The sequence below is a fragment of the Euzebyella marina genome (assembly GCF_014855515.1).
Lineage (GTDB): Bacteria > Bacteroidota > Bacteroidia > Flavobacteriales > Flavobacteriaceae > Euzebyella > Euzebyella marina.
In genome coordinates this window covers 304,488-322,882 of the sequence record NZ_JACYFK010000004.1, presented here as the reverse complement: position 1 = coordinate 322,882, position 18,395 = coordinate 304,488, and the positions used below count along the sequence as shown (strand labels likewise).

Annotated in this window: 19 protein-coding genes and 1 tRNA gene; 10 read left to right on the top strand and 10 right to left on the bottom strand. The window is 38.6% G+C overall.

From position 1 onward, the window contains the following. Positions 1–252: 252 nt before the first annotated feature. The 5 genes from IL356_RS17345 to IL356_RS17325 all read right to left on the bottom strand — a co-directional run bounded on the left by IL356_RS17345 (position 253) and on the right by IL356_RS17325 (position 4,050). Positions 253–672 carry a hypothetical protein gene (locus IL356_RS17345; RefSeq protein WP_192466571.1) on the bottom strand — a complete coding sequence of 140 codons (420 nt, stop codon included), beginning with the start codon at positions 670–672 and terminating at the stop codon, positions 253–255. Between the two features lie 296 nt (positions 673–968). Continuing rightward, positions 969–1,427, bottom strand: a complete 459-nt coding sequence (locus IL356_RS17340; RefSeq protein WP_121849833.1) for a hypothetical protein — start codon at positions 1,425–1,427, stop codon at positions 969–971. A 799-nt stretch (positions 1,428–2,226) separates the two neighbouring features. Beyond that, positions 2,227–2,853, bottom strand: a complete 627-nt coding sequence (locus tag IL356_RS17335; RefSeq protein WP_121849831.1) for an AbiV family abortive infection protein — start codon at positions 2,851–2,853, stop codon at positions 2,227–2,229. 204 nt (positions 2,854–3,057) lie between these two features. Beyond that, positions 3,058–3,645, bottom strand: coding sequence for a hypothetical protein (locus IL356_RS17330; RefSeq protein ID WP_121849830.1), 588 nt, complete (start codon positions 3,643–3,645; stop codon positions 3,058–3,060). 120 nt (positions 3,646–3,765) lie between these two features. After that, positions 3,766–4,050: a hypothetical protein gene (locus tag IL356_RS17325; protein ID WP_162987933.1), complete on the bottom strand. Its 285-nt coding sequence runs from the start codon at positions 4,048–4,050 to the stop codon at positions 3,766–3,768. Positions 4,051–4,300: 250 nt separating this feature from the next. Between IL356_RS17325 and IL356_RS17320 the strand changes: the two genes are divergently transcribed. Continuing rightward, a complete protein-coding gene (locus IL356_RS17320) occupies positions 4,301–4,528 on the top strand; it encodes a hypothetical protein (protein ID WP_162987932.1) in 228 nt (75 codons plus the stop codon). A 54-nt stretch (positions 4,529–4,582) separates the two neighbouring features. Here IL356_RS17320 and IL356_RS17315 read toward each other — a convergent pair whose 3' ends face one another. Beyond that, positions 4,583–5,239 carry a HEPN domain-containing protein gene (locus IL356_RS17315; protein ID WP_162987931.1) on the bottom strand — a complete coding sequence of 219 codons (657 nt, stop codon included), beginning with the start codon at positions 5,237–5,239 and terminating at the stop codon, positions 4,583–4,585. Positions 5,240–5,713: 474 nt separating this feature from the next. Here IL356_RS17315 and IL356_RS17310 point away from each other — a divergent pair, with 474 nt between their 5' ends. Both IL356_RS17310 and IL356_RS17305 read left to right on the top strand, forming a co-directional pair. Further along, positions 5,714–6,100 carry a helix-turn-helix domain-containing protein gene (locus IL356_RS17310; protein ID WP_121849826.1) on the top strand — a complete coding sequence of 129 codons (387 nt, stop codon included), beginning with the start codon at positions 5,714–5,716 and terminating at the stop codon, positions 6,098–6,100. Positions 6,101–6,348: 248 nt separating this feature from the next. Beyond that, complete coding sequence (locus IL356_RS17305; protein ID WP_121849825.1) at positions 6,349–7,422, top strand: Fic family protein; 1,074 nt, start codon at positions 6,349–6,351, stop codon at positions 7,420–7,422. Between the two features lie 165 nt (positions 7,423–7,587). On the opposite strand, the gene IL356_RS17300 is transcribed toward IL356_RS17305, so the two are convergent. Continuing rightward, the gene (locus IL356_RS17300) at positions 7,588–8,829 is read right to left on the bottom strand and encodes a site-specific integrase (RefSeq protein WP_121850769.1); all 1,242 of its coding nucleotides are present in this window, start codon (positions 8,827–8,829) and stop codon (positions 7,588–7,590) included. A 223-nt stretch (positions 8,830–9,052) separates the two neighbouring features. After that, positions 9,053–9,126 (bottom strand) — tRNA-Arg (locus IL356_RS17295). A gap of 61 nt (positions 9,127–9,187) precedes the next feature. Between IL356_RS17295 and IL356_RS17290 the strand changes: the two genes are divergently transcribed. Continuing rightward, on the top strand, positions 9,188–9,700 hold the full coding sequence (locus tag IL356_RS17290; protein WP_121849824.1) for an adenine phosphoribosyltransferase: 513 nt from the start codon (positions 9,188–9,190) through the stop codon (positions 9,698–9,700). A gap of 17 nt (positions 9,701–9,717) precedes the next feature. Here IL356_RS17290 and IL356_RS17285 read toward each other — a convergent pair whose 3' ends face one another. Next, positions 9,718–9,870, bottom strand: a complete 153-nt coding sequence (locus tag IL356_RS17285; protein WP_121849823.1) for an SsrA-binding protein — start codon at positions 9,868–9,870, stop codon at positions 9,718–9,720. 580 nt (positions 9,871–10,450) lie between these two features. Between IL356_RS17285 and IL356_RS17280 the strand changes: the two genes are divergently transcribed. Continuing rightward, positions 10,451–11,389: a calcium/sodium antiporter gene (locus IL356_RS17280; protein WP_121849822.1), complete on the top strand. Its 939-nt coding sequence runs from the start codon at positions 10,451–10,453 to the stop codon at positions 11,387–11,389. Positions 11,390–11,646: 257 nt separating this feature from the next. Here IL356_RS17280 and IL356_RS17275 read toward each other — a convergent pair whose 3' ends face one another. Then, positions 11,647–12,663: a glutamine synthetase beta-grasp domain-containing protein gene (locus IL356_RS17275; RefSeq protein WP_121849821.1), complete on the bottom strand. Its 1,017-nt coding sequence runs from the start codon at positions 12,661–12,663 to the stop codon at positions 11,647–11,649. A 213-nt stretch (positions 12,664–12,876) separates the two neighbouring features. Here IL356_RS17275 and IL356_RS17270 point away from each other — a divergent pair, with 213 nt between their 5' ends. The 5 genes from IL356_RS17270 (at position 12,877) to IL356_RS17250 (ending at position 18,315) form a co-directional block, all read left to right on the top strand. Next, positions 12,877–15,063, top strand: a complete 2,187-nt coding sequence (locus tag IL356_RS17270) for a glutamine synthetase III family protein (protein ID WP_121849820.1) — start codon at positions 12,877–12,879, stop codon at positions 15,061–15,063. A gap of 108 nt (positions 15,064–15,171) precedes the next feature. Further along, positions 15,172–16,353 carry an AIR synthase related protein gene (locus IL356_RS17265; RefSeq protein WP_121849819.1) on the top strand — a complete coding sequence of 394 codons (1,182 nt, stop codon included), beginning with the start codon at positions 15,172–15,174 and terminating at the stop codon, positions 16,351–16,353. A gap of 54 nt (positions 16,354–16,407) precedes the next feature. Beyond that, on the top strand, positions 16,408–16,857 hold the full coding sequence (locus IL356_RS17260) for a QcrA and Rieske domain-containing protein (RefSeq protein WP_121849818.1): 450 nt from the start codon (positions 16,408–16,410) through the stop codon (positions 16,855–16,857). 28 nt (positions 16,858–16,885) lie between these two features. Continuing rightward, entirely contained in the window at positions 16,886–17,320 is a 435-nt protein-coding gene (locus IL356_RS17255) for a thioredoxin family protein (RefSeq protein WP_121849817.1), read from the top strand. Next, a complete protein-coding gene (locus IL356_RS17250; protein ID WP_121849816.1) occupies positions 17,317–18,315 on the top strand; it encodes an FAD:protein FMN transferase in 999 nt (332 codons plus the stop codon). The genes IL356_RS17255 and IL356_RS17250 overlap by 4 nt, the downstream gene beginning before the upstream one ends. Positions 18,316–18,395: the final 80 nt, after the last annotated feature.

Below are 18,395 nucleotides of genomic sequence, written 5' to 3'. Positions count from 1 at the left end.
TGCGGCCTATGAAACAAAAAAGCAGCAAAAGCATGAAGCCATTGCTGCACAGGATAACAATTTGATAAATCAACTCGTTTCCTAAAATTTTAAGGAAAAAACTTGTTTTTAGACACAGTACCTATGATTTCGTTGCGGACTTTTCCAACGGAAAATGACCGGGAGAAATCGTTCCCTGTTAAGGGTTGGTTGGTTTAAATTTAGCGAAAATGCAGCAATGAATTATAGCCGGTGTTAGCCTACGTTATTTATTTAATTTCCACAGTGCTTTTTCGTAAAGTCCAAGAATTCATCTTGAATGTCCGGATTGTTTATAATTGCTGGAGTTTCATAAATGACCTTGTTATTTCTTAAAATTTCATAAGACCCACTTTTATCAATATTGAACTTCACTACGTCACCACTCCGCACTTTGAACGGTTTTGATTGTGAGTCCGTGAAACTTATTTGTCCTATTGTTGATATATACCCAGTTGAATTTAGTTTGGCAACCACTTGATTTCTAAAAACAAGTTCTTTTTCTCCCTGAATGTTAAAATCCAGTTTTTCCAAACATAGAAAAGCAGCGCCCTTTCCAATCTCATTAATCGATATTACTCTTCCTTCGAAAAAATAATTTGTTTCCTCGAGAAGGTTTTGAAACTCCAACCGTGCCTTTTTTCCATTTTCCATTCGCGTTTTAATCGAGAAGAAAACAAAAACCGAGAATAACAGAAAAGCAGAGAAAATTAAAATAATTTGTTTCAAAACTTTTTTCATAATGTAGGCTAACGGTTCGGCTAAGCGTAGTGCGGAGGAAAGAAGACATTTCGTTTCCGTCTGAGCACGAAGCTGAAGCTTATTGTTTTGCTTTATTTTTTTGTTCCAAAGCTAAATCCGTAAGATTTAGCGACATCATAAATATACCCAGACCTTTCGGTTAAGCCCTTAACTCCGCATTACGTTTAGGTTTTGTTGTATGCAATTTTTTATTGATGTATTGGTTCATTTTCCATTACATGAAATGTCAGATCTGGCTTTTGTCCATCGTATAAAAACAAGTTTGTTGAATCTTTGATTCCACCAAATATTTTGTCCAATTCCACTCTGCCTAAAGAGTCAGCGGGTTTTTCATAACCATACGATAAGAAAATCCATTTATCTTTATCAAACTCCACTTTTTCTATTCGTTTTAAGTCCGAATTATTAACTTCAAAAATAACTTTGTGCTGACCTTTAATCAGCTTTTTATGTTCGATGTATTGTAAATCAGGTGCGATGTTTGTGTATTCGGCATCTTGGTCAAATATCGTATCATTATCTATTATTAGCCGGAGAGGGATTTCAGTTTGGTCCTTACTAGTATTAGAGATGTAAAAAATCCCATTAACTTTTGATTCGCACCCATAAAGTGAAATCAATAATATAATATTTAGTAGATTTTTCATGGCTCAAATTGCATACAACGGTTAGGCTAGGATTTCGTTGTGGACATTTCCGGCAGGAAACTGTTCGCCCGAAATCAAACCTTGGCTTGAAGTTAAGGATTTCCGTTTAGGAAATCCGCCCACAATGAATTATAGCCCGTGTTGTGTATAGTTTTTTAAGTCATACTTCGTTTTTCTCCTTTCCAGCAAACAATGACCAAAACACCAATTAGAAAAACCTGTATAGGCAAAGAAATATGCAAAATGTTCTGCCAAAGTTTAATTGTATTCTCGTCCAGAGAATTCGTTTCGTTAATCCAATTAATTTTGAGTGTTAAATAAGTCACCTGAACAATAAAAAACGAATTAAAGAATACCAAGATTTTATTAGAATTTCGGTTTTCTAATCTGTCCAAAATGATTTTGATAAGAAATACTATAAAAAATATCAGAGGCAGGTAGGTGAAAAAGATGTAGAAGTTTGGAGCATTTATAGAATTCCCGAGTATGAAAATTCGAGTTTTGTCCATCAGTCCACTATTTTCAAATCCAACCGTTAGAAAATAGCAAATCAAAAAAATCAGGAGAGATATTAACGTCCAGAACCAATTCCGTTTCCACATCTTATTTTCAAAATTATACACAACGGTTCGGCTAAGCGTAGTGCGGAGGCAAAGAAACTTTTCGTTTCCGTCTGCGCACGAAGCTAAAGCTTATTGTTTAGATTTATTTTTTCTTGTCCAAAGCTAAATCCATAAGATTTAGCGGCATTATAAATAAACACAGACCTTTCGATTTAGCCCTAAAGTCCGCATTACTTTTAGGTTTTGTTGTGATTAGTGTTTTCTCCGTCTGTAAATATGTCCTTGTATTTTTCCTCAATTATTTTATCAATATCGTTATTAGCAAAAGTGATTTTCATTTTTTCCTCTACTTCTGGACTAAGCTTTGTTATTTCAACAAATATTGGAGTGAACAATTTTATTCTGAATATAGCTATTTGCAGATTCCTTTCAGCTTTATTTTTATTAATGCATTCAGAAGGCATTATGAAATCATCATTTTGCCAATCAACATAAATACTTGAATTTTTGAATTCGTTAGTTTTTTCAATTCCTGAAAAAAGCGTTCTATTATCAACTCCTTTTTCCGCTAGCTCCTCGCCAAATAAATGATGCGTAGTTGCTCTATCTCCGATTATTTTTGCTTTATGACTTCGAAAGCGCCTTCTTATCTTTTTCCAATCTACTTTCTCTCCAATAATAAAATTTACCAATGGTCTATATAGAATAAAGCATTTAGCTAACTCTTCGCGCGCCAAATGAGATAAAGAATATGAGCGAGCATACATTTTATTTTCACATAACAATTCCGATTCATCACATAATTCTTGAGCATTACGCAAAGTCTTTAGTATTCCTTCTGCAAGTTTTTCCTTTTTTCCCAACGACGGTTTATATAGTTTTTTACATTAATCACAACGCTTTAGCTATGAACAGTACGGAAGCAAACAGGCGACTACTTTCCACCGCGCACATAGCAAAATCTTTTGGTTTTGTTTTTTCTTTTTTTTGTCAAAGCGAAATCCCAAAGATTTTGCGGGCATCATAAAAATACGCAGACCCTGCGAATATCCAGAAGCCCGTATTGTTTATAGGTTTTGTTGTGAGCAGTATTTTTTGAAACGCAATGTTTTTAGCGCTTCAATAAATTCAGCTTGAGTTCTATCTTTCAAATACCATCCATAAAAGCTAATTCCAATTTTATTAGAATTTTCTCTGGTGCCAGTTAAACTATCGATATATATTCCAGAAGCCCCGAATCCTTCATTTCTTGGTGTAATGACCTTAGCTTTGAAGCAATCTATTGAATCCAGTACATATTCATATTGTAGATATTTTTGGAAGTCAATTCCACCATGAAGGCTGTCAACAATTAAGTGATTCGTTTTGGGTAGAAGTTTTAATTCCTTTTTGGTTAACTCAGATAATCCAAGTGAATCATAAACCATCGGATAATCGTTTTCAATTAAGTCAAGCGAGTATTTTCCAAGGTCAAATTTAAGAGTATCCTTTTTGTCCGTTATTATTCCTCCAATGTAACTGTCTATTCCCTTTCTCTCATATCTATTCCATTTTTCAGGCACTGTTATTTCAAAAACCTCGAAATCAATAGTCTTGTAATTGCTTTTACAAGCAACTATGAGAATTAGAAATGGTATTACAAATAGTTTTTTCATATTTCTCACAACGGTTTGTATAACCGAAGTTACGGTATTTAGTTGGTAGCGTTAGAATTAAGTACAGGTTTTAGCAATTCGCGCTGGATTCAGACGTAGTCGAATCCGCCGTAATTGCGGTTATACGTTGTTGTAGTGCGTTTTTATTTTTTCAATTTCTTTATCAGTCAACAAGGTAAGTTCAATTTTTTCTGACTTCCAACTTCCATCGATTTGTTTTCCCACATTGCTTGAGAAAATATCCCATTCTTTGTCAAGAGATTTGCCTAACGTGACAATTACATCTCTTAATTTTTGTCCATTTTTTTCTAAATCTATCATAATCCAATTTCCAATTCCGTAAGCGGTTTTTAAGTCATCTGAAAAGCTTAAATAGTATTTAGGAATATCATTTTCGTAAATCACGTTTTCATTGAACTCTAATTCCAAGAAAGGGAAGAGCGACCGTTCCCGATCAGAATTGGGATAAGGGTTGTTCGGAAAATTTAGGCCCTTTGCTCTAAATTTGGATTTTAAAAGCTAAAGTCTAAAAACTTTGTTAGCGTCTAATTCCCCTCTACAGGTTGGTTGCTATTAACAATTATGGAGGCTTTTCCCGGAAGGAAGACAATAGTTCATTTAATGAGCAATTATCTAACGATAAAACTCTATGCAAATGACAATTACGAATCTAAGGGAAGAGCAAGAGGGTAGCACGCTGGCGCGTGCTACTGATAAGCCATCTCATCGTAAACCCCTTGCATCAATGGGTTTCAGGGTTGTTCAGAATAGAGCTACAAAGGTGTTTTTAATGGAAAAATGCTTTGAGGCCTTGTTTCGTGGGGAATTTTTAATGGAAAACCCGTCTTTTAAGCTATTAGGGGGTAGTGCCATTTATTTTTGAACACCCATCGATAACTCTCAATCAATTTCTTTTTTATTGGTGCTCAAGTCAATCCTACTGACCATTAGTTTGCAGTTCCTTTAGTTCTTGGACCTTTTCCATGAACCGGAGATGGTCAATTTCTATTTCCCTTAAGCGTTGCCCAATCGATGGCTCGATTACATTTCCGTGTGAACATTTATCATCTCGGTTTTTTTGAGGCAATCGGGTTTCACCACCCTCGATACGCATTCTGCAATTTTCATAGTGCCTGTTGAATATGGCCTCCAGACTCCCGATGAAAATTCTCAGTTCCTTTTGGATGGAAATTGTTTGGGCCCTGTCTAACTCGAACTCGTTCCCGTATCGGGCCACGCTATAGGAATGCTCCAATAACAACAAAAGTTCGTTGTTCTCCATATCCGTGGTCTTGGGGAAGGGGCGTAGGGTAGGGAAGTACCTTTGGCAGTAGTTGATGTGGCTGATGATGCTATGGGTCACCCTGGCCTTCCCCATGCAGATACGCTCCAAGAAACGGAACCCCAGTTCAAAGGCCTGGTGCATGTTGAAGGTGGCGATGGCATGATTTCCCTCCCTGATAAGTATATCCGCCGTATGGGCGAAGGTTCCCACCTTCTCCATTTCGGAAGCCTGGTAGCGGATCGCTCTTTTAAGGATATTCCCCAGGTTCATCTCTGGATAGTCCAACAGATTGCCGCCCTCGGAACGCACATGAACGGTATGGCCAAGGCAGCAATGCTCCAAAAAATAGAGGGAGCCACGGGAAAGGGCTATCTCCGATTGTTCCTCTGTATAGATGCGTATCCGAAGTTTTGGATGGCTCTTGCCCAGTCTAGATAACCAGGATAGGACTTCATGGGGAATGGGATTGTTATCTATATCGGCAATGAAGGTGAGGATATGGTACGATAAATAACCTTCCCTTTGTTCCTGGGAGAGAAAGATGGCATCGATGGTGATCACGTTCAGTATGCTATCTATGAGCTTGGAGAGTTCCTCCTTTTCTGTGTAGTTTTCCGGAATGTTCTTATAGTATTGCATGGCATTGTCAATTAAGGGGTTATAGATTTAAATCCCATATTAAGTCCATGTTCCTATGTACCCCACCAAGTGGGGTTGTATTTTATCGGAAGCGATTTGTAAATTACAATCGGATTATTGTGGGAAACACCCTATATTTGGTATATGGAGACAAAGACCAGGAACAACCATATCGGAAGGAAGATCAGCAGGATCCGTGAGCTACGGGGAATGAAACAGGAAACCTTGGCCGAACAGTTGGGCATCAGCCAACAAGCTATATCTAATATTGAGAACAGTGAAAAGGTAGAGGATGTGAAGCTGGAGGAGATTGCGTCTATTCTAGGAGTAACGAAAGAAGGTATTGAGAATTTCTCGGAGGAAGCTGTATTTAATATAATCAACAATACTTTTAAGGATAACAGTTCCAATAACAACAATTATCTCTGTACTATCAATCCAATTGAGAAAATAATCGAACTATATGAGCGTCTTGTCCAAGCGGAAAAGGATAAGGTTGCTTATCTAGAAAAACTACTCGATAAAAAATAATTCCGCCTCGCCCAGTAAATTAGTTTCGGTAAGATTTGGGCTTGCAGCACTTCGCTTTGCTTCGTTCGCTTTTTTTGTATATAGTTTGTTATTAAAAACGGAATTCCATTTTGATATGTAATTCTAAATACCGCAACGGGATAGGAGCACCTTCAACAAAACATATATGTCGATAAAAATATAAAATATCGACATATATTTGTGTTATGTCGAAATCATCGACATAGTTTTATCCATATGTCGAAACCATGTACAATCCCAAAGAAGCATATAACGAATTACCCCTTTTGCCACCCCAAAAAGAGCTTGAAACCAAAACGGTCCTGAAGCAAGCCATTTCTGCAACAAGAGTATTGGCAGAACTAAAGGGTAGGGCCAATGAAATTCCAAATCAGTCAATGCTGGTCAATGCGATTACCTTACAAGAGGCCAAGGATAGTTCGGAGATTGAAAACATCGTAACAACCCAGGACAGTTTATATCAGGCTTTTACCGCCAACACAAATATTACCGATGCCCAAACCAAGGAAGTTTTGAGATATAGACAGGCATTATGGGAAGGGTATAACAATCTGGACAAGCGCCCCTTGGCGACCAATACTTTTATTTCCATTGTACAGACTATAAAAGAAAACGATGCAGGGATACGAAAAACAACAGGAACCAGGATTACGAACAATGGTAAAACAATCTATACACCTCCGGAGGGGGAAAAAACAATCAGGGATTTACTTAAAAATTTAGAGGATTTCATACACGCAGATGATGGATTGGATGGTTTGGTAAAATTGGCCGTCATGCACTACCAGTTTGAGGCCATACACCCTTTTCCGGACGGTAATGGCAGGACTGGCCGTGTTCTGAACATTTTGTTTTTGGTCGAAAAGGGACTGTTGGATGCGCCTATCCTGTATTTGAGCAAATATATCATCGACAATAAGAATAAGTATTATAAAAGCCTTCGAAGGGTCACTGAAAATCATGATTGGGAGGAATGGATATTGTTCATGTTGAAAGGGATTGAAGTAACAGGTGTTTATACCTTGGACAAAATAAACACCATAAATGCCTTAATGCAGGAAACCATAGCTTTTGCAAAGGAAAAATTACCTGCACGGGTCTATTCCAAAGAACTTATAGAATTGTTGTTTGAACAACCGTACTGCAAAGTAAAGTTCATTGTGGACAAAGGAATCGCAAAAAGACAGACCGCAGCTGAATATTTACAGGAATTGGAGAAAATAGGTATTCTAAAATCCCAAAAAGTAGGTGTGGAGAATCTGTACTTGAACGTGAACTTATTTGAAGTCTTAAGGGAATGATTAAAAGAGTATGGTAAACCTCCCATAAGTAATACTTCTGAAGGTGCCAATTTGAACACAGTTCCAGGCTTCGGTTAAATGGTTTGAATTAAGTTATGAATAATTGATTTTCAATTTTTATAACTTAACGAATGAGCAACCAACCCCGATTAAATAAAAACTATTCTAATTTTTTTGTTTAGGACCAGAACCCAATTTCGCCCGAAGAATTTTCATATCCTTACTAATTTTATTGTCCAGAACTCTGGCATATATCTGTGTGGTGGCTATTTTGGTATGTCCCAAAAGTTTGGATACCGTTTCTATGGGTACCCCATTTGATAAAGTTACGGTAGTTGCAAAGGTATGTCTTGCCATATGAAAGGTCAGGTTTTTTTTAATACCCACTGCATGGGCTATTTCCTTTAAATAAAGATTGATTTTTTCGTTGGTGAGAACAGGAAGCAGTGTTCCCGATACCATTGTGACCGGGTGTTCTGCATATTTTTCCAAAATTGATTCTGCCTTGTCCAATAATGGGACTTTTACAGGAGTTTTAGTTTTTTGTCTTGTCGTTACGATCCATCTGCTTTCATCGATACCCAAAATTATATTATCCGAAGTTAATTTGACCATATCGGCGTAGCTGATACCTGTATAACAACTAAAAACAAATAGGTCTCTAACCCTCTCAAGTCGCTCCAAAGGAAAAAAATAATTTTCCAAGTTGGACAGCTCATTATCGCTTAAAAATTCACGTTGTTTTTTCTCGAAATTCGGTTTCCACCGAATGAAAGGGTCTTTCTCAATCCATTCCAGGTGATAGGCAAGGGTTATAATCTTACGTAACCTTTGTAGGTGTTTCATAACCGTATTATGGCTCATCGCCTTTGGATGACCGGTCGGATAAAAGCCAATTAGAAATGTCTCGAAATCAGCAATGAATTTATAGTTCAACTGTTTTAAATATATATCGGAGGTTCTGAGTTTTTTGGTAAGAAAACGGTTAACATATTTTTCGGTAATTCCAAAATTTCTGATGGTTCCCGATGCCAAGGTATTTTCTATTTTTCGAGCGTGATATTTTAGAATTTCCTGTAAGGTTTTTGAATTGTTATCTTCACCATTGTATTTCGCTTTGATAAGTTGGGCCGTAATAAGCTCATCTCTATACCTCAATTCCTGATAGACATAGTAAATCCTTGCTCTTACCTGTTCAATATGATGATTGATTTGTTTTGGAACCTCCCCAAGTCCGGAGACCTTCTTGCTTTTGGAATCCCAGTGTGCAATAGGTACCTTTCGTTTTAATCCGATATTGGTGCGTTTACCATTTACGGTTACTCTTACGAACAGCTCTGCATTCCCGTTCTTTGCTCTTGAAGAATTAATCCAAAATAGGATAGAAAAAGTGTGTGATGTTTTCATAGTTGTCATCTTTAAGGTTAAACAATAAGATGAAAGTCAAATCAACTATGGCTTTTCGTTTTGGCCCTTCCGGTCAACAGTGTTGACCGATAAAAATTTTGTTGACCGATTTGTTTTCAAATGAAACCTAATCAAATCAAAGAAAAAGATGGTCCAAAAACCACGAAACCTTGCAATTCATAGATTTTGCAAGGTTTGGCTTTTATTTGGAGTTTCCTCCTAGTGACCTCGGCAGGATTCAAACCTGCAACCTTCTGAGCCGTAATCAGATGCGCTATTCAGTTGCGCCACGAGGCCTTTTTAATGGGGTGCAAATATATTTCTTTTTACTTTTATTGCAAAACGGGAAGCTAAAAATATGGATTTTAAGTCGTACATAAGAGATATAGAGAATTTTCCAAAAGCTGGCGTCATGTTCAAAGACATTACACCTCTTTTGAAAGATGCAAATGCCCTGCAAAAGTCAACTGAAGCATTACTTGACTTGATCGGTGATGTAAAGGTCGATAAAGTAGTGGGTATGGAGAGTAGGGGTTTTTTCTTTGCCCCTTTACTAGCGAGTCATCTAAACGCTGGTTTTGTTCCAGTGCGTAAACCAGGCAAATTGCCCGCCAAAAAGATGAGTCAAAATTATGATTTAGAATATGGTACTGATTCGCTTGAAATACACGAAGATGCTATTAAAAAAGGAGAGAAAGTTCTGGTTCATGACGATGTGTTAGCAACCGGTGGCACAGCCAAAGCAACTTGTGAACTCATAGAAAGATTGGGCGGCGAAATTATACAATGTAATTTTTTGGTCGAGCTTCAATTTTTGAACGGGTCCGGAAAATTGAATAAGTACCACCTAACCTCGTTGGTTCAATATTAGATTAAATAATTCTCTACTTAATCCAAAGCTCTAGTGGTTACAAAATATTTCCAGCCAATTATAGCCAATTGTAGCTTGCTGGCCTTTGACAGGTCAAGTTGTTGCTTGCTGTAAGAGGGTAGCAAAACTTTGTTCATTTTTGCCAAGACTTTAAAAAACTGTTTTTTCATCAGGTCGCTAGTTTACCAAATATAACTACTTAATCGAATAAAATTGAAAGACCGCTCTCTGGCGGTCTTTTATATATAGGCCTATATGAGTGTCAGATTAAATAATGCTAATAATTATTGTTATCAGTAAGACAAGCATTTTGGCAATAGCGATCATTTTTGTTTTTAGGTTTTTCGGGTTAGCCTTCTGTATGAAGGTTGAGTAAATACTACTCGTCAATCGATTGTCTTTTCAAGATATATAAACACAGTGCTATCCTCCTAATCAAAACCTACGATTTTTTAAAAGTGAATACGAAAATGTAACTTAAATAATGATTTATATTTCGATTTTTAATCAAGTCTCTTCGTTTTAAAAATAAATTTTTATTTAAAAAGGTGTTTAAAGTTTCTAATTAAAATAAATGAAGGGGGTTTTTCAAAGACTTTTCAAAAACCTAGGGGCCATCCATTGAAAAAAAGGGCGATTTGTTAAAATCCATTCATAGCCTATTAGGTGGTTTTTGAAATTTAGGCATTTGTCTAGCAAATTTAATTCTTGGGTTATCTTTGCTGTTTTTGAGTTCTTACTTACCCTTTTATGCAAAACATTCTATTTATTATTCTCGGTTTAGGTCTATTGATTGCTGGTGGAAATTGGCTTTTGAAATCGGCGGTCGCTCTTTCTTTGCGTTTGAGTATTCCTAAAATTGTGGTAGGTATGACTGTTGTGTCTTTCGCCACTTCTGCACCCGAATTGATTGTGAGTATCAAATCGGCCCTAGACGGTTTTCCTGATTTGGCTTTGGGTAATGTGGTAGGATCGAATATAGCCAACCTGGGGCTTGTTCTGGGGGTTACGGTTATTTTGGGCAGTATTGATGTCAACCGTAGTTTTTTTAAGACCGATTGGCCGGTAATGATGCTGGCTTCTATATTGTTTTTCGTGTTCATATATTTTGATGGTGTTCTACAGCGGTATGAAGGCCTTATAATGGTGGTTATTCTCTTTCTATTTTTGGTCTACCTGCTTCGTTTTCAGAAGCCGGCTGTGGTTGACGAATTGCCTGAAGATGATATTCCGTTGCCCTTATATAAAACAGTCTTTTTATTGGGTATTGGAGGTGTTGCGCTTTGGGCGGGTTCAGAATTATTGATTAATGGCGCAGTTGGTCTGGCGTCGATTTACGGTGTTAGCGAACGAATTATAGGTGTTACCGTCGTATCGGTGGGTACAAGTATTCCTGAACTGGCTGCCTCCATTATTGCAGTAATTAAGAAGGAAAAAGCTATTTCCGTGGGCAACCTAATAGGGTCGAATATTTTTAATGTTCTGGCAGTTTTAGGCATTACTTCGATGATAACGCCAGTAAAAGTTATGGATCAGGGTTTGTTGCAGAATGATATTTTTTGGATGCTAGGTATTTCCTTTCTTGTTCTTCCCTTGGTATTTTTTCCTAAAGGATTGCGTTTGGGGTGGAGAGATGGTCTGATTCTCGTCGCAGTGTATGCAGCCTTCGTTTATTTTACTATAGGATAAGCTCTTTCTTACCGTCTTATAGAATATCCCTTTACCTGGACAATCGTTATAAATTTTTGATTTATCTATAAAAAGAGAATTAGCTTCTTTCTCATAGAGCTATTGATAGACTTATCTATTTTATGGATTAGACCTTTGGATAAATGAGGAAATGCGTTTTTACAATTTTAAAAAGGGGAGCAATTAGCAATAAGCACAATTGAAAAAGCCCCGATTTAGAATCGAGGCCTTTCACTTATTATGTCAACAATTAAATCTTAAACCTTGGCAGACTTTACAGTCTTAACAATTCTTCCGGCAATCTTATAAGGATCACCATTAGAAGCAGGTCTTCTGTCTTCTAGCCAACCTTTCCAACCGCTTTCTACGGTAGCGATAGGAATACGGATAGAAGCTCCACGGTCAGAAATACCGTAAGAGAAATCGTTAATAGAAGCGGTTTCATGAAGACCGGTCAAACGCTGATCGTTGAACTCGCCATATACTTCGATGTGCTCTTTAACGACTGGTCTAAATGCTTCACATATTTTCTCATAAGTATCTTTGGAACCGGCAGTTCTTAAAGTACTGTTTGAGAAGTTTGCGTGCATACCAGAACCGTTCCAGTCCATATCTTTGCCTAATGGTTTTGGGTGATACTCAATGTAGTAACCGTATTGCTCGGTCAATCTATCTAACATATAACGTGCAACCCAAAGTTCATCTCCAGCTTTTTTGGCTCCTTTTGCAAATAATTGGAATTCCCACTGACCGCAAGCAACCTCTTGGTTGATTCCTTCGAAGTTGATACCCGCAGCGATACACATATCTGCATGTTCTTCAACAATATGACGACCATGAGTATTTTTTCCTCCAACAGAGCAATAGTACATACCTTGTGGCGCAGGGTAGCCACCTCTTGGGAAACCTAATGGAAGGTCGGTAACGGTATCCATGATAAAGTATTCTTGCTCGAAACCGAACCAGAAATCATTGTCATCATCATCTATAGTAGCTCTACCGTTTGAAGGGTGTGGGGTTCCATCAGCGTTCAATACCTCTGTCATTACTAAGAAACCATCTTTTCTTACAGGGTCTGGGAAAATCGCAACTGGTTTTAATAAACAATCTGAAGAACCACCTTCTGCCTGTTTGGTTGAACTTCCGTCAAAAGACCACATTGGGCAGTCTTCCAAGGTTCCACCAAAATCATTTACTACTTTGGTTTTGCTTCTCATGTTCTGCGTGGGGAAGTATCCATCTAGCCAGATATACTCCAATTTTGTTTTGCTCATAATCTAAGGAAGTTAAATTTTTTAATTTTCAGACTAACAAAAATATATTTTTTGTGGAGATATCCTATTTTTAAGGGGGGTAAATATCCAAAAATTGAATAAAATTTATGATACCCCTTTTTTGCAAGGGGTATTTTAAATAATATGGATTATATGCCCTTTTTATTATTAAATCCTTAATTCCTATTTTAGCCCAAAATTAAACTGCCATACATGTCAAAACAACGATTCGCCGCTATAGCTGAAAGCCAACGAAGAAGCCCTCTAAATGTAGACGAAAACGGTAGACGTTCAGAGCTTTACGCAGAAAATGTCTTTAATGATGAGCGAATGCTTCAGTACCTGACCATAGATGCTCTTGACAGTGTTCGAAATGCGATTTTTTCAGGTTCAAAAATCAACCGAAAGGTGGCGGATCAAGTAGCCGAAGCTATGAAAGCGTGGGCTATTTCTATGGGGGCTACACACTATACCCATTGGTTTCAACCCCTCACGGGTGCCACGGCAGAAAAGCATGATGCGTTTTTTGATTTGCTTTCAGATGGCCGCGCCCTCGAGAAATTCGGCGGTGCCCAATTGGTGCAGCAAGAGCCAGATGCCTCTAGCTTTCCCAGTGGTGGAATCAGAAATACATTTGAAGCGCGAGGTTATACGGCGTGGGACCCTACAAGCCCCGCTTTTGTATACGGAACGACCCTTTGTATACCTACCATTTTTGTGTCGTATACGGGTGAGGCCCTGGATAATAAAACCCCTTTGTTAAGGGCCTTGCATGCCATAGATGAGGCTGCAACTGGGGTGGCCAAATATTTTGATAAAAATGTAGTAAAGGTGAACGCTACCCTAGGTTGGGAACAAGAGTATTTTCTGATTGATAGGGCTTTGGCCAATTCTCGCACCGACATTAGCATGACCGGTAGAACTTTAATCGGTAATTCAGCTGCCAAAGGGCAACAACTGGATGATCATTATTTCGGAGTCATACCAAATAGGGCAATAGCCTTTATGAAGGAGCTTGAAAAGGAGTGTCTTTTATTGGGGATTCCCGTAAAAACACGTCATAATGAAGTGGCACCGAACCAATTTGAGTTGGCTCCCGTTTTTGAGGAAGCAAATCTAGCTGTCGACCATAATCTACTTCTCATGGACGTGATGGATAAAATAGCGGCCAAACATAATTTTAAGGTACTTTTTCATGAAAAACCGTTTGCCGGAATCAACGGCTCCGGAAAGCATAACAATTGGTCGCTGACGACTGATACGGGTGTAAATTTGCTGAGTCCGGGTTCAACCCCTATGAAAAACCTTCAGTTTTTGACATTTTTCGTGAATACCATCAAAGCGGTCGATAATTATGAGGAACTTTTACGCTCTTCCATTGCATCGGCCAGCAATGACCATAGGTTGGGGGCCAATGAAGCGCCTCCGGCAATCATTTCGATTTTTATTGGGAAACAGTTGGGCAACGTTCTTGACGAGCTTGAAGGTGTAACGAAAGGTAAATTATCCCCGGAAGAAAAAACGGAACTTAAACTAAATGTGGTCGGTAAGATACCTGAAATTTTACTTGATAATACCGATAGAAACCGTACTTCGCCATTTGCATTTACAGGCAATAAATTTGAAATGCGAGGGGTAGGGGCAAAAACTAATTGTGCCAAGCCCATGACCATTTTGAATACAATCGTGGCCAAACAATTACGCGATTTTAAAAAAGAGGTAGACGCCCTAATTGACAAGAAGAACCTAAAAAAAGACGAGGCCGTATTCAATGTTTTAAGGGAATACATAAAAACATCAAAAAGAATTCGCTTTGATGGTGACGGCTACAGTGATAATTGGGAAAAAGAGGCTAAAAGAAGAAAGCTAAGTAATAACAAGAATACCCCGCAAGCTTTAAAGGTTCTTACCTCAGAAGATAGTCTTTCCCTGTTTCAAACAACCGGTGTATTGAGCGAAACAGAGGTAAAGGCACGTCAAGAAGTAGAGCTTGAGGCTTACATTATGCACGTTCAAATAGAAGCTAGGGTGCTTAAAGAGTTGGTGTACAATCAAGTGGTTCCAACGGCAGTTGAATATCAAAGTAGGTTGATAAAGAATGTGTTAGGTCTTAAAGAGATTTATGGGGCGGCCCATACCGGACTTTCGGATGCACCATCTAGCATTATTGAACAAATCGGAGAAAATATAGCCGAATTGAAAAAAAAGACCGATGCCATGGCGGCGGCTGTGGTCAAGGCCGATAAAATGGCAGACACTTCTAAAAAAGCTTCCGCTTATTGTGATAACGTTTTGAGTTACTTCGAAAGTATTCGTGAGCACTGTGATCTACTTGAACAATTGGTCGATGATCGCTTATGGCCCTTGACCAAATATAGAGAGCTTCTTTTTATTAGGTAACAATCCCAGCATAGCGTTTATTGAAAGAAAACCTCAACGTCAAAGTTTTATATCTAGGTAGGTCTTTATAATGTGAATAACGTATTTTTGCGCCAAATACCGATCAGAATGAGTTCTTCAACCAGTGAGAGATACAGCCAAAGAGGAGTTTCGGCTTCAAAAGAAGATGTGCACAATGCCATTAAGAATATCGATAAAGGCCTTTTCCCTAAGGCATTTTGCAAGATTGTACCCGATTATCTAACAAATGATCCTGAATATTGCTTGGTAATGCATGCCGATGGCGCAGGTACTAAATCTTCTTTGGCGTACATGTATTGGAAAGAAACGGGTGATATTTCGGTATGGAAGGGGATTGCCCAAGACGCATTGGTTATGAACATCGACGACCTTATTTGTGTGGGGGCGACTGATGATATTATGCTCTCTTCGACTATTGGCAGGAACAAGAATCTGATTCCCGGAGAGGTTATTTCCTCTATTATTAATGGAACTGAAGAACTGATTTCCGATTTGGGCGAGCACGGTATTACCATTCGTTCCACTGGAGGGGAAACAGCCGATGTTGGTGATTTGGTTCGTACAATCATCGTCGATTCTACGGTCACAGCTCGAATGAGAAGAGACAAGGTAATTGATAATGCGAACATAGCAGAAGGTGATGTAATAGTTGGTCTGGCGTCTTTTGGGCTTGCGAATTACGAAAGTGAATACAACGGAGGTATGGGCAGTAACGGACTAACTTCTGCGAGGCATGATGTGTTCGCCAAATACTTGGCTGAGAAGTATCCTGAAAGTTATGATGCTGCCGTACCTAATGATTTGGTTTATTCGGGAGGAATGAAATTGACCGATACTATAGAGGGGGTTCCTCTTGATGCCGGTAAGTTGGTTCTTTCGCCTACACGAACTTATGCTCCTATCGTTAAGCAGATATTGCAACAGTTTACTTCTGATGAAATTCACGGTATGGTGCATTGCAGCGGAGGTGCCCAAACTAAAATTCTTCATTTTATAGAAGATGATCTGCACATAATCAAAGATAATTTGTTTCCAATCCCTCCTCTATTCAGAATGATTCAGGAAGAGTCAAAGACCGATTGGAAAGAAATGTATCAAGTCTTTAACTGCGGCCATCGATTAGAGGTGTATGTAAAACCCGAAATTGCAGACACCATCATCGCAACTTCAAAAAGTTTTGGAGTAGAGGCCCAGGTTGTAGGTCGTGTAGAGGCTAGCGATTCAAAGAAGCTTACAATTGAAAGTGAGCATGGGGTATTCGTTTATTGATCATACGATTCCCCTAAATACTGCGTTTTTCTATTGTAATGTATTCTTATTGCTATGGAAAGAAAACAGTTTTTAAAAAGTATAGGCTCTGCAGCTGCCTTTGCAGTGGTCTTCCCTTGTTTACATGGTTGTTCAAGTGATGAGGTGAGTGATAATGAAGGTGGAAACCTTGAAGTGCCTACCGGAGTCGATTTCACCATAGATTTAGAAGCTTCAGAAAATGCGGCATTGGCCAACGAGGGCGGGTATGTGCTTAGAAATTCCGTAGTGGTCGCCAGAAATCTCGAAGGAGAGTTTGTGGCCGGCAGCCAGGTCTGTAGTCATCAAGGCTATGATGAGGTGCGATTTACTTCTCATGATGGTGGTATTTTCTATTGCGACGTACACGGTTCGAGGTTCGAACAAAATGGTACCCCTATCAATCAGGTCGATAGTGCCCAACCGAGACCGCTCAAGATCTTTAATGTTGAGCAGAACGGTAACATTCTTCGTATATTTGAATAAATGGCACGGTTTTGACTGTGGTTAGGTCATGAGAATCATTCTTTTTCTATTTTCCGTGTTTTTTGGTGTGCAACTATTTGCACAGGATTGGCAGTCGAATTTTGCTCAAACACTACAGAGGGCAAAGGTAGAATCTAAGCCAGTAATTCTCATTTTTGCCGGTTCTGACTGGTGTGCCCCTTGTATCAAATTAGAGAAATCAATTTGGCAATCTGATGAGTTCGTTGCTTACTCGCAAGAGAATTTATTGTTGTATAAAGCTGATTTTCCAAGAAAAAAAGCCAATAAATTGTCGGCCCAAAAGCAGAAAGAAAATGATGCTTTGGCCGAGAAATACAATTCGAAAGGCTATTTCCCTTTGGTGGTGGCTCTTGATTCAGAAGGTCATGTTCTCGGGAAGATGGGGTATGAGAATGTTTCTGCAAATGAGTACGTAGGGTTGCTAAAGAAATATTTCGAATGAGGTTGTTTTGCTACATATCGCTCGTTGCTGTTTTTTGTCAAAGCTTGATGGCTCAAGATGCTCAATTGGTTACCGTGCACAAAGCAATGGAACTTATGGGTAGTAGATTCGATATTACCGTAGTCGCCTCCAGCGAAGAGATTGGCAGTATAAATATCGATGAAGCATCCGCAGAAATAAAGCGTATTGAAAAATTAATATCTTCTTGGGATGTTGAATCCGAAACTTCATTAATCAACTTGAACGCAGGTTTAAAGCCCGTGAAAGTTAGTGATGAGCTCTTTTCGTTGATAGAGAGGTCTATTCAAATATCGGAATTAAGTGATGGGGCCTTTGATATTTCATATGCTTCGTTAGATAACATCTGGAAATTTGATGGGTCTATAAAAGAAATGCCTTCAGAAATCGAGGTAAAGAATTCAATTGCAAATGTCGGGTATAGAAATATTGTGCTAAATGAGGTGGATCAGACCGTTTTTCTTTCGAAAAAGGGCATGAAAATATCGTTCGGTGCCATAGGTAAGGGTTATGCGGCCGATAAGGCTAAAGAGTTGTTGATTTCTAAACAGGTCGTTGGGGGCATTATAAACGCTGCTGGAGACCTGACTACTTGGGGCACGAAGGCAAATGGACAAAAATGGTTGGTGGGTATTGCCAACCCTTTGAGTGAAGAACGTATTTTCTCTTGGTTGCCTATTGTTGAATCTTCGGTTGCCACATCAGGTAATTACGAGAAGCATTTTATATTGAACGGAATTAAGTACAGTCACATAATTGACCCAAGAACCGGCTACCCTTCCACTGGGGTGAACAGTGTTTCTATTTTTGCAAAGAGTGCCGAAACATGTGATGCTTTAGCCACAGCTGTTTACCTTTTGGGTAAGGATAAGGGCTTAGATTTAATCAATCAGCTTGGAGGTATCGAGGTCGTCTTGATCGATAGCCTGAATCAAGTTCATAAGAGTAGCGGTATTCTTCTTGATCAAGGGGAGTAGAACAAAACCTGGTCAATCAATTACTCTTAACCATTTTATAGTCTTACCGATAATTTTTGCTCGAAGAGTTCTATTGAGTA